Annotated in this window: 10 protein-coding genes; all 10 read left to right on the top strand. The window is 41.7% G+C overall.

What is annotated here, in order from left to right:
- The first annotated feature begins 483 nt into the window (after window positions 1–483).
- Window positions 484–1,275, top strand: coding sequence for a TIGR00282 family metallophosphoesterase (locus VMW39_02105; GenBank protein ID HUW22813.1), 792 nt, complete (start codon window positions 484–486; stop codon window positions 1,273–1,275).
- A gap of 3 nt (window positions 1,276–1,278) precedes the next feature.
- Window positions 1,279–2,529 carry an exodeoxyribonuclease VII large subunit gene (gene xseA / locus VMW39_02100; GenBank protein HUW22812.1) on the top strand — a complete coding sequence of 417 codons (1,251 nt, stop codon included), beginning with the start codon at window positions 1,279–1,281 and terminating at the stop codon, window positions 2,527–2,529.
- Window position 2,530: 1 nt separating this feature from the next.
- A complete protein-coding gene (xseB, locus tag VMW39_02095) occupies window positions 2,531–2,785 on the top strand; it encodes an exodeoxyribonuclease VII small subunit (GenBank protein ID HUW22811.1) in 255 nt (84 codons plus the stop codon).
- The gene (locus tag VMW39_02090) at window positions 2,782–3,675 is read left to right on the top strand and encodes a farnesyl diphosphate synthase (protein ID HUW22810.1); all 894 of its coding nucleotides are present in this window, start codon (window positions 2,782–2,784) and stop codon (window positions 3,673–3,675) included. Before xseB ends, VMW39_02090 begins: the two co-directional genes overlap by 4 nt.
- Window positions 3,676–3,830: 155 nt before the next feature.
- Complete coding sequence (gene larA, locus VMW39_02085; GenBank protein ID HUW22809.1) at window positions 3,831–5,156, top strand: nickel-dependent lactate racemase; 1,326 nt, start codon at window positions 3,831–3,833, stop codon at window positions 5,154–5,156.
- A complete protein-coding gene (dxs, locus tag VMW39_02080; GenBank protein HUW22808.1) occupies window positions 5,134–6,987 on the top strand; it encodes a 1-deoxy-D-xylulose-5-phosphate synthase in 1,854 nt (617 codons plus the stop codon). The genes larA and dxs overlap by 23 nt, the downstream gene beginning before the upstream one ends.
- Before the next feature lie 144 nt (window positions 6,988–7,131).
- Window positions 7,132–7,884 (top strand): TlyA family RNA methyltransferase, encoded by a 753-nt coding sequence (locus VMW39_02075; protein HUW22807.1) that lies wholly within the window; start codon window positions 7,132–7,134, stop codon window positions 7,882–7,884.
- A gap of 46 nt (window positions 7,885–7,930) precedes the next feature.
- A complete protein-coding gene (leuS, locus tag VMW39_02070) occupies window positions 7,931–10,393 on the top strand; it encodes a leucine--tRNA ligase (GenBank protein HUW22806.1) in 2,463 nt (820 codons plus the stop codon).
- 16 nt (window positions 10,394–10,409) lie between these two features.
- A complete protein-coding gene (locus VMW39_02065) occupies window positions 10,410–10,973 on the top strand; it encodes an LptE family protein (protein HUW22805.1) in 564 nt (187 codons plus the stop codon).
- 188 nt (window positions 10,974–11,161) lie between these two features.
- A complete protein-coding gene (gene holA / locus VMW39_02060; GenBank protein ID HUW22804.1) occupies window positions 11,162–12,286 on the top strand; it encodes a DNA polymerase III subunit delta in 1,125 nt (374 codons plus the stop codon).
- Window position 12,287 lies beyond the last annotated feature (1 nt).

The following is a 12,287-nucleotide window of genomic DNA, read 5'->3' as shown; positions in this document are numbered from 1 at the left end:
GGAAGAGGTGGAGGATAGTATGGTGCAAAATCTGGCCAGGGAGATAGCTAAGAAAATCGAAAAAGAAATAGAGTATCCTGGACAGATAAAAGTTACGGTTATCAGAGAGACAAGAGCCATCGAAACTGCAAAATAAAAAGGTAGCTCGGGATTTGGGGAGGATGAAGGGATAGTTTTCGGAGTCGCTCGGGTGAGATGCACAGATTGAATCTGTGTCTCCTGTCATCCTGAACTTGTTTTCTCTGTCATCCTGAACTTGTTTTCTCTGTCATCCTGAACTTGTTTCAGGATCTTCTCCCTCTCAAGAGATGCCGAAACGAGTTCGGCATGACACTACTTTACCAGTCCCGACAAGTCGGGACACTCCTACCTGACATTTGTAGGGGCGGTTTTAACCGGGCAAAAACAGGTTATGTATCCTGACTTTCAATCGGGGAATTTATGCCTACAACTAAATGAGTTTGAAATTTTAAAGGAGGAAAAGTGAGAATACTATTTGTTGGTGATATAATCGGTAAGCCGGGTAGGGAAATAATTAGAAACGTTCTTCTTAAAATAATGACAGAGGAAAATATTCAGTTTGTGATTGCTAATTGTGAAAATGCAGCAGGCGGTTTTGGTCTCACCCCTAATATTTCTCGCGAGGTATTTTCAGAGGGAGTCGATGTAATTACTATGGGCAATCATGTATGGGCAAGGAAGGAGATTTCAGAAATAATAGAAGAAGAGAATATCTTAAGGCCAGCGAATTTTCCACCTGAAGTTCCCGGGAAAGGGTGGACGATTGTTCAAGCGGATAATGGAATAAAAGTTGGTGTCATAAATCTTATGGGTAGAGTTTATATGTCCACTTTAGAGTGTCCTTTCCGTGCAACTGATGGAATTATAGAAGAAATCAGTAAACAGACAAAGATAATCGTTGTGGATATGCATGCGGAAATTACATCAGAAAAAGTTGCTATGGGTTGGTACTTAGATGGTAAAGTAAGCGCGGTAATAGGCACTCATACGCACGTTCCTACTGCTGATGAACGGATTCTTCCACAGGGGACAGCTTATATTACTGATGTAGGAATGACCGGTCCCCGCGATTCGGTTATCGGGGTAAAAAAGGAGATTATCCTGAAGAGGTATTTGACCCAGATGCCCATCAGGTTTGAAGTGGCAAAAGATGATTTAATTTTTGCAGGAGTAGTGATGGAAATCGACGAGAAAACGGGAAAGGCTGAAAGCATAAAGAGAATTGCTAAACCATTTAAGGGAAAAAGGGAGTGAAAGGTGGAAGAGCCAAGAAAAATTTATAAAGTATCGGAAATAAATAAAATAGCCAAGAATCTCCTGGAAGAAGAGTTTCCTGAGATTTGGCTTGAAGGAGAAATATCCAATTTTACTCTCCACTCCTCAGGGCACCTCTATTTCAGTTTAAAAGATGAAGATGCTCAGATAAATGCCATTATGTATAAGTGGCAGGCTGGACAACTGGAGTTTGTGCCAGAAAATGGAATGAAAGTAATTGCCCAAGGAAAGATAAGTGTCTTCGTAAAAGGCGGGAGATACCAGATTATTGTATACGGTCTCAAACCCATAGGGATAGGCGCATTGCAGCAAGCATTCGAACAATTGAAACGGAAACTGGAGAAAGAAGGTCTATTCGATAAGGCACGTAAGAGACCAATACCCATGTTACCGCAGAAGATTGGCATAGTTACATCACCTACCGGAGCAGCAATTCGTGATATCTTGAATATAATTGAGCGCAGATTTGCCAATGTACACATTTTAATCCATCCAGTAAGGGTGCAAGGCGACCGTGCCGCTGGCGAGATTGCCGAAGCAATAGCCTATGTTAACGAACGTTTTCCCTCTCTGGATGTGCTAATCGTGGGAAGAGGTGGTGGATCCTTAGAAGACCTTTGGCCTTTTAATAGAGAAATTGTTGCCCGGGCTATCTATAACTCCAGGATTCCTGTAATTTCTGCTGTTGGTCACGAAGTCGATTATACTATTGCTGATTTCGTTGCCGACCTTCGCGCATCCACACCTTCAGCTGCTGCCGAATTAGTGGTTACCAATAAAATTGAGTTAGAAAAGAAAATATTGCTTTTGACTTCTAAGATTAAATTGTCTATGAAGCACGAACTAGATGAACTCACCAGCCAATACAGACGCCTTGTGGACAGTAGAATCTTTCTCCATCCCGAAGAACTATACTCTCAATTTCAACAGGAAATAGATTACTATTTAGAGAAAATAACTTCTAAGTGTGCCCATTTTTTGGATTTCCAGAAGGAGAGGTTAAATTCAATTGCTGGAAAGTTGAATGTTCTCTCCCCCCTGAATATTTTAGCCAGGGGATACAGTATCGCTTACAAATTGCCAGAAAATGAGATTTTAAAGAGCATATCGCAAGTTACAATGAAAGATAAAGTGAAAGTTAAGCTACACCGCGGCGAAATAATTTGCACGGTAGAAGAGACCGACATACCGGTTAAGAAAGAATCAGAAAAGAGAGGAATGAAAGGAGAGTAAAATGGAAGAGATGAAATTCGAAGAGGCTATAAGTAGATTGGAAAAGATAGTTCAACAGTTAGAGGAGGGAGAGAAGTCGCTTGAGGGTTCTTTGAAATTATTTGAAGAAGGGATAAAATTATCAAAATTCTGTTCAGGGAAACTCGAAGAAGCGAAAAAGAAAATTGAGATTTTGACCAAATCTGAGAAAGGAGAACTAGCAGCAAAACCTTTCAATTTGGAAGAAGAGGTAGAAAAGAAAGAGAATAATTTTTGAGAATTCGAATTCTACAGAATAGAATTACTCCTATGAGCTTTTCAATTGAAAAATATTTAAAAGAAAAAAGAATTGCTATTGAGTCTACTTTAAATAGACTCCTTCATTCTCCCAAGAAGTATCCGCCAATAATTCATCAGGCTATGCGCTATGCTGTTTTTGGAAAGGGAAAGCGCCTGAGGCCAATTCTCCTTATCGCTGCAGCAGAAGCATGTGGAGGGAAAGCCTCTGATGTCCTGCCTGCTGCCTGTGCCATAGAAATGATCCATACCTACTCTCTTATTCATGATGACCTCCCGGCAATAGATGACGATGACTATCGCCGAGGTAAATTGTCCTGCCATAAGAAATTCGGGGAAGCTATGGCTATTTTGGCTGGCGATGCATTGTTGACCAGAGCCTTTGAAGTTTTATCCCAAATGAGATTCCCCAAAGATAAAGTTCTTCAAGCAAAAGTAATTGCCCAGATCACTCAGGCTATAGGAACGGAGGGGATGCTGGGAGGACAGGTGGAGGATATTCAATCTTTAAGTTCACCGACAAAAGGGCAAAGGAAGAAGAGATTATCTTACATCCATTCCCACAAGACCGCTGCTCTAATTAACGTGGCATTAAAGGTGGGAGCGATATTGGCAGGTGCTTCTCGTGGAGAGTTGAAAGCGCTCGATAAATATGGGAGTAATTTCGGATTAGCCTTTCAAATTACCGATGACATCTTGGACAAGAAAGAGAAGAAAGAGTTAACCTATCTTCGAATTTACGGTTTAAAAACTTCCAGAGAGAAGGTAAAAAGGCTGATTAAAAGTGCTAAAGTTTCCCTGGGGATATTTAAAAAAAGAGGAGAGCTCCTCAAAAAATTAATAGACTACTTTGTCGAATCCAGAATATGATATAGAATTCTAATTTGGTAGTCGCAGGCTTCAGCCTGCGTATCAGGAGTAGCAGACTTTAGTCTGCGTCTTAACGCAACCTAAAGGTTGCGGCTACCATTTTATTCAATTTGGTAGTCACTCCCATTCATGAGAGCGCTCTCTCTGAGGAATTTATGAAAGAAGTAAATATGAAATTAGCGTATGGAAAAGAAGGTTTAGATATTACTCTTCCGGAAGAAGGTCTTACGATTATTGAGCCGAAATTCGTGCCCGGGCTTTCTGATGAAAGGAAAGCTTTTATCGATTCCTTGAACCACCCCTTAGGAAGTCCGCCACTTAAGGAGCTGATTAAATCCAAAGATTCTATCGCTATTGTCTTCTCGGATATAACCAGACCTATGCCCAATAGAAAGATTATTCCCTGGCTTTTGCAGCAGTTGAGTGGTGTTAGTAAAGATAGAATAATTTTGCTCAATGCTACGGGAATGCATCGAGCCAATACAACTGAAGAACTTACGGAGATGCTGGGTGAAGAAGTTGTTAGAAATTATAGAATTATTAACCATAATGCCCAGAAGAAGGAGGAAATGGTCTATCTGGGAAAGACGAAAGCTGGAGGGGAGATATGGGTAAATGGTAATTACATGCGAGCCGATGTTAAGATACTGACTGGATTTATCGAACCCCACTTCTTTGCTGGATTTTCCGGAGGCCCGAAATCAGTACTTCCTGGTATTTCTGGCGAAGAGACAGTAATGCATAACCATAGTGCCAATATGTTGGACAACCCAAAGGCAAACTGGTCCATTACTTACGGAAATCCTCTCTGGGAAGAGATTCGTGAAGTAGCCCTTATGACCCAACCTACTTTTATCATAAATGTTACGCTGAATAAGGAAAAAAAGATAAGTGGTGTCTTTTCGGGAGAGATGAATTTGGCACACCAGAAGGGTGTGGAATTCGCCCGGAAGAGTGCAATGCGGCCTGTTCCTCATCTATTCGATTTAGTCATTACCACCAATAGCGGTTATCCTCTCGACCTGAATCTATACCAGACCGTAAAAGGAATGTCTGCAGCAAGCCAGATCGTCAAGAAAGGCGGAGCTATTATTTGCGTATCCCAGTGCTCAGATGGCATTCCCGAACACGGCAATTATCGCCGCATTCTCCAGATGGGGAAAAATCCAGAGGAGATTCTGAAAATAGTCGAGTCCCCCGGGTTTTCCATGTTTGACCAGTGGGAAGCCCAAATACAGGCTGAGATTCAGACTAAGGCAAGAGTCTATCTATATTCGGAGCTTCCGAAAAAAGAAGTGGTAGCTTGTCACCTCGAGCCTATTAAGAATATAGAAAACACAGTGGCGAGAATAAAGAAAGAGTTTGGGAATAGTCCCAAGATAGCGGTTCTCCCGGAAGGACCTATGACCATTCCTTACCTGAGTCAGACCTCTTGTAATTACGGAGGAGGCAGAAGATATGGCAGTCCTGGAATTGATTGACCGACCAAGCGACCTCAGGTTAATCAAGAAAGAATTACTTCCGCAACTTGCAGAGGAAATCAGAGAAAAAATAATTACGGTGACATCCCAGAAAGGAGGACATCTTGCCAGTAGTCTAGGAACAGTTGAATTGACCATAGCCTTACACTACGTTTTTGACTCCCCTCAGGACAAGATTATCTGGGATGTGGGCCATCAAGCCTATACCCATAAGATTCTAACAGGCAGGAGGGACAGTTTTTCTACTCTTCGCCAGCACGGAGGAATAAGTGGTTTTCCTACTCCCATCGAGAGTGAATATGATGTCTTTGGCGTGGGACACAGTTCCACTGCAATCTCAGCTGCTCTGGGAATTGCCTGCGCTCGCGATTTATCTGGCAACAACAACCATAAGGTGGTGGCAGTGATAGGTGATGGTTCGATGACCGGAGGAATGGCTTTTGAAGCTCTTAATAATGCCGGACACCTGGGTAAAGACCTTCTGGTAGTTCTAAATGATAATGAGATGTTCATTTCCCATAGGGTGGGAGCTCTGGCAGGATATCTGACAAAATTGATGACTTTAGGCCTGGTTAATAAACTGGAGAGGAAAGTAAAAAAGTTTTTGACCAGAGTCTCCTTCTGGGGCATTGCAATTCTCAGAGTAGTTCGGCGATTTAAAGTACTTCTCTTTCCAGGGATGCTTTTTGAGGAAATGGGCTTCTCTTATCTGGGACCTATTAATGGACATAATGTTCACTATTTAATCGAAATCTTTCAGAAAGTAAAAGATATGAAAGGTCCGGTCCTGATTCACGTAATTACCAAAAAGGGTAAAGGGTATCAGCCGGCGGAGCGAGAACCTATAAAGTTTCACGGAACAATGCCCTTTAATATTTTGACTGGAGAGACAGAAAAAAATAAAATTATTTCATATACAAAAGTATTTAGTCGGGTTCTTATAGATTTGGCTAAATCGAATAAAAGGATTATTGCCATTACTGCGGCAATGCCTCAAGGCACAGGGCTGGACGCATTTCAGAAGGAGTTTCCCAAGAGATATTTCGACGTGGGAATTGCTGAACAACATGCAGTTACCTTTGCCGCAGGGTTGGCCAGAGCCGGGTACAGACCAGTTTGTGCCATCTATTCCACATTTCTTCAGAGGGCATTTGACCAGATAATCGATGATGTTTGTCTCCAGAACCTTCCCGTAGTCTTTGCTATAGATAGAGCTGGTATAGTAGGTGAAGATGGACCAACTCATCAGGGAACATTCGACCTTTCGTATCTTAGATTAATTCCCAATATGGTGGTGATGGCTCCCAAGGATGAGAATGAATTAGTGCACATGCTTAATACTGCCTTATCCTGGAATTTCCCCTGTGCCATTCGCTTTCCTCGAGGCCAGGGCATTGGAGTTAAATTGGACAGGCAATATAAAGTCCTTCCCCTGGGAAAGGCAGAGGTGCTTGCAGAAGGGAATGATGTAGCCATCCTGGCGATAGGGAATACTGTGCATCCTTGTCTCTTGGCCCGGCAGAGACTGGAAGCAGAAGGCATAAAGGCAAATCTGGTTAACATGAGGTTCGTTAAACCTTTAGATGAAGATCTAATAAAGAAAATAACCAAGAAAGTTCACAAAGTTGTTACTGTGGAGGAGAATACCCTTTCCGGAGGTTTCGGCTCGGGTATCAAGGAGTTACTGGCAACTGATAATGTGCGTATTTTAAGTATTGGACTTCCTGATAAATTTATCGAACATGGTAGTAGAGAAAAGTTAAGAGAGAAGTATGGACTGACTGCTGACAAGATTGCCGAAAGAGTCGGTGAATTTGTGAAAAGTAGATAATGTAGCTGCAGAGCGAAGCTCTGCTTCAGTGTAGGGGCGACACTCCGTGGTCGCCCGAGGAAGGGACGGCATAGAGTCCGTCCCCTACAGAGGAAGCAAAGCTTGCGCTTTGCTGCTACCTAATTATCGAATTCAAATAGATTTGTGAAAATAAAAAAGAGAAAAGAGAGATTAGATAAGCTTTTGATGGAAAAGCGACTGGCGTCAAGTCACCATAGAGCAAAGGGATTGATAATGGCTGGCTCTGTATGGGTGGGTGGTCGGAAAGTTATTAAAGTAGGTGCTGAGTTCCCTATTGATATAGAGATAGAAGTAAAGGAATCTCCTTTACGAAAATATGTTTCCCGGGGAGGATTGAAGCTGGAAGCAGCAATAAAGGAGTTCGGGTTGAGCGTTGAAGGAAAGGTCTGTCTTGATGTTGGCGCATCAACGGGAGGGTTTACGGATTGTCTTCTTAAGAATGGGGCGAAAAAGGTTTATGCCCTGGATGTGGGTTACGGTCAGCTTGATTGGAAATTACGGAACGATCCCAGGGTGGTCACCATCGAAAAAATGAACATAAGATACTTTAACGGAAAAAAGATTAAAAGCCCCATCGATTTGGCTACTATCGATGTCTCTTTTATTTCTCTGGATAAAGTTTTGTCGAAAGTTAAAGAGTTAATTAGAAAAAGGGGCGAGATAGTCTCCCTGATTAAGCCCCAATTTGAGGCAGTGAGAGAAAAAGTGCTCAGAGGCGGTGTGGTTAAAGACAGGAAAGTTCATCAGGAAGTTATCGATAAAATAAAGCTTTTAGCTCGAGATTTGGGATTAGAAGTAAAAGGATTGACTACTTCGCCGATTAAAGGTCCTGCTGGAAATATTGAGTATTTTATCTACTTGAAGAAAAAGGAGTAGATAAGACAGGGGCGAGAAGTAAGTTTATTGAGGGTGCAAGTTAAACATGGAGAAAATTTACAATTTCAAGAAGATTGAAAAGAAATGGCAGAAGAAATGGGAAGAGGAAGGAACTTTTAAAATCTCTGAGGACTCGGGAAAGAAAAAATTCTATCTTCTGGAGATGTTCCCTTATCCTTCTGGAGAGCTCCATATGGGACACATGCGTAATTATGCAATAGGAGACACTGTGGCTCGCTTCCTGAGGATGAGAGGGTTCAACGTCCTTTACACTATGGGTTACGATGCTTTGGGATTGCCTGCAGAGAACGCAGCAATAGAGAAAAAGATTCACCCTTCTTCCTGGACGAATAGATGTATTGAGATGATGAAAAAGCAGCAAAAGAAAATGGGATTGAGTTACGATTGGGAGAGGTTGGTAATTACCGCTGAACCAGAATATTATCGCTGGAACCAGTGGATATTTCTTAAGTTCTACGAGAAGGGTCTCGCTTACAGGAAGAAGGCACCTATCAACTGGTGCCCACAGTGCGGGACAGTCCTGGCCAATGAGCAGGTGGTAAATGGAAAATGCTGGAGGTGCGAGGCTTTTGTGGAGATTAAAAGTCTGGAGCAGTGGTTTTTTAAGATCACCGATTACGTTGAGGAACTTCTGGAAGATTTGAAAAAGCTAAAAGACTGGCCAGAGAGAGTTAGAATTATGCAGGAGAACTGGATTGGCAAAAGTCAGGGAACACTGGTCAATTTCAGATTGAAGGGTTCTGATAGTCTGATTCCAGTATTTACCACGCGGCCGGATACCCTTTACGGTGCTACTTTTATGACTTTCGCTCCCGAACATCCCAGAGTTTTAGAATTTATTGCTGGGACAGAATATGAGAAGAAAATAAGAGAATTTATTAACAGGGTAGTAATTGAAGATAGATTCACTCGCACAGGGGAGAACAAAGAAAAAGAGGGGATGTTTATCGGCAGGCACGCGATAAATCCTTTGAATGGAAATGAAATTCCCATCTACGTAGCTAATTTCGTGTTGATGGAGTACGGGACAGGAGCAATAATGGCCGTGCCAGCTCATGACCAGAGAGATTTCGAGTTCGCTAAAAAGTATCATATTCCGATAAAACAGGTAATTGTCCCTTCTCCAGAGGAATCTTCTACAGGGGAAGATTTACAAGAAGCTTACGAAGGCGAAGGAATTATGGCCAATTCAGCCCAGTTTGACGGTCTTTCTTCACCAGATGGAAGGGAAAAGATTACGCAATATCTGACCCAGAAAGGCTGGGGAAGAAAGACGCTTCAGTACAGATTGCGCGACTGGTTGATTTCCCGACAGAGGTATTGGGGCACACCTATTCCCATAATTTACTGTGATAAGTGCAAAATTGTGCCTGTGCCGGAAAAAGATTTACCAGTAAAGTTACCAATGAAAGTTGAGTTTACGGGCAGAGGGAATCCCTTGGCTAAAAGCAGTGATTTCGTAAACTGTAAATGTCCTAAATGTGGTGGTGCGGCAAGAAGAGAAACCGATACTATGGATACCTTCGTTGATTCCTCCTGGTATTTTGCCCGTTATTGTAGCCCGCATTTCAAGAAGTTACCTTTTGATAAGAAAAAAGTCAAGTACTGGATGCCGGTCGACCAATATATAGGAGGAATTGAACATGCGATTATGCATCTTTTGTATGCCCGGTTCTTTACCAAGGCCTTGAGGGATATAGGCTTGTACAGTATTGATGAGCCTTTTACAAAACTCTTATGTCAAGGAATGGTAGTTAAAGATGGAGCGAAGATGTCAAAGTCGAAGGGGAATGTAGTTAGCGTAGATGAGATAACTCAGAAATATGGCGCCGATACAGCGAGGTTATTCATTCTCTTTGCCTCACCTCCGGAAAAAGATTTAGAATGGAGTGATAGAGGGGTTCAGGGCTGCTATAGGTTCTTGAACAGAGTTCGGAATCTGGTAGGAGAAATAGAAAGTAAACGCAAGGAAACTGTTCTTAAAACTTACGACCAAGAAGAAAAAAAGCTAAACAGAATTACCCACGCAGCTATTAAGAAAGTTACTGAAGACATAGAAAGTTTTCATTTTAATACTGCTATTGCCGCCATTATGGAACTCTCCAATGGAATATATGATTACTTAAGGAAGAAAGGCACGAGCTCCCACTTACGGGAAAGCGTAGAAAAATTAATACTTTTGCTAGTTCCTTTTGCGCCACATATTTGTGAAGAATTATGGGAAGTGCTGGGACATCGGGGAAGTGTGATTAAAAAACCTTGGCCAAGATACGACCAAGAAGTAATCAAAAAAGAGGAGGTACTTATTGTCATTGAAGTGAATGGTAAAGTGAGAAGCAAAGTAGAAGTTCCGGTAAATTTAGAAGAGGAAGAGATAAAGAAAAGAGCCCAAGTAGATGAGAGAGTTAGAAAATATATCGATAATAAAAAGATTAAACAGATAATTTATGTGCCCAAGCGACTGGTGAATATTGTAGTGGAAAAATAGAAAAAAGGAGAAACTTATGAGAAAGTTTATTTTCGTTATCATTGTGTTGGGGATGTTTCTATTATTTGGTTGTGCTTATACGCCTGTGGAAATTCTGCCCAAGCATATTAAGACAATAGCTGTGCCCACATTTATCAACAGAACCGCTCACTACGGCATTGAGTCTAAACTTACCGACGCTGTAATAGAAGAATTCATTAGAGATGGCCATCTATCCATTGCCAAGAAAGGGGAGGCCGGTGCTCTGTTAACCGGAGAGATTGTTACTTACGTTTTACAACCCCTCTCTTACGATGCCACCGAGGTGGTTGAACAGTATAAGCTCTGGGTCATAGTCAATCTCTCTTTTCGGGATTTAGCTACAGGAGAGGTTCTCTGGGAAGAGAAGAGGGAGAGCGTAGATGGGAACCTTATTGGAGGGATTGAAGGAGATGTAAGGTACTATGTAACTCCCAGGGCAGGTGGAACTGTGGAAACAGAAGAGGAAGCACAGGAGCGACTGGTTATTGAGCTCGCCGATCACATTGTGCGACGCACAGTCTATGGATGGGGAAGCCAGATTGAAATCCAGAGTCAATAAGTAGGATGAAGGGATAGTTATCGGAGTCGCTCGGTCAGGGATTCGAAAAATAGTTTCCTCATTCCTGAGGAATTTCTTAACGCCAAAAAACTTTGGACTCTGCAGGGCGCAAATCAAAACTCCTCCTCCGATGAATCGGAGTCGTCAAACAGTGATTTGCTTCAAAGAAAAAAAGCCGTCCTTGTTTTTTGGCTAAAATTCCAAAAGTTCTTCGTAAACTATCTTTCAAATTTCAGGGTGTTAGAGACAGGATGGGTTGCTGGGAGGCTTTCAACGCGAGAAAGATGATGAAGTATAAAGAATTAATTACAAAATTAAACAGAAAAAAAATTGCCGATTGTTACTTTTTTTGTGGGGAGGAGGATTATCTAAAACAGGAAGCCATCCTTTTATTGAAGAAGATGCTAATCAAGCCCGGGGCACAGGACTTTGACTTCGGGCTTTTCTATGCTGAAGATACTTCTGCTAGAGAGGCCATTTCCCTTGCCGAGACCTATCCTTTTATGTCGAAAAAGAGATTAGTAGTGGTTAAAGGTATAGATAAATTCACAGAGAGTGAGTTGAAAGAAATTATTAAATACTTGAAAAAACCTATTTCCTCTACGTGTCTTGTTCTGGTGAGTGCAAAGGTTAAAAGAGAGGCGTTATATAGAGGAGTATATAAAACCATTTCTTCTTTTTGTGAGACAGTGATTTTCTGGAGGCTTTTCGATTCAGAGATTCCGGGTTGGATTGAGAATAAAATATCCAGAGAAGGAAAAATTATCTCCCCAGAAGCGGCACATTATCTGTTTGTAGAAGTGGGAAATAATCTATTAGACTTATCTGGAGAGATTGAAAAATTGTTAATCTATACTAAAGATAGAAAAAAGGTTACCCTGGATGACGTTGAGCAATTGATAGGTCGTTCTGTGTCCAACTCTATTTTTGACCTTTTGAGAGCGATTACCCAGAAGAACTTAAAACACTCTCTGGAAATCCTAACAAGGTTGACAGAAGACGGAGAAAAGCCAGTAGGGATTTTAGTAAGAATAGCAAAGAGGATTCGACAAATAATTTACGCTAAAGAGCTTCTAGACCAGAAAGTAGGACAAGCGAGGATAATTAAGGAAGTGGGCCTACATCCTTTTTTCGACAAGGATTTTCCATCACGGATTCAAAATTTCAATCGCAAAGAACTGTTGAATAATTTTCATCACTTACTTCGGGCAGACTGGGAAATTAAGGTAGGCAAGAAACCAGCTCAGCTTGTGCTGGAACTTCTAATTTTGGATTTATGCGGTAAGAAAAGAGCATCAATTTATTCAGGTTAAT

The organism is bacterium, assembly GCA_035530055.1.
Taxonomy (GTDB): Bacteria; UBA6262; WVXT01; order WVXT01; family WVXT01; genus WVXT01.
The sequence above is the reverse complement of the archived record's forward strand: the minus strand, read 5'-3'. Positions and strand labels throughout refer to the sequence as shown.

Bases quoted from the DNA above. Each gene is read 5' to 3' on its own strand.
- larA (HUW22809.1), top strand. From the start codon at position 3,831: ATGAAAGAAGTAAATATGAAATTAGCGTATGGAAAAGAAGGTTTAGAT.
- VMW39_02065 (HUW22805.1), top strand. From the start codon at position 10,410: ATGAGAAAGTTTATTTTCGTTATCATTGTGTTGGGGATGTTTCTATTA.
- leuS (HUW22806.1), top strand. From the start codon at position 7,931: ATGGAGAAAATTTACAATTTCAAGAAGATTGAAAAGAAATGGCAGAAG.
- dxs (HUW22808.1), top strand. From the start codon at position 5,134: ATGGCAGTCCTGGAATTGATTGACCGACCAAGCGACCTCAGGTTAATC.
- xseB (HUW22811.1), top strand. From the start codon at position 2,531: ATGGAAGAGATGAAATTCGAAGAGGCTATAAGTAGATTGGAAAAGATA.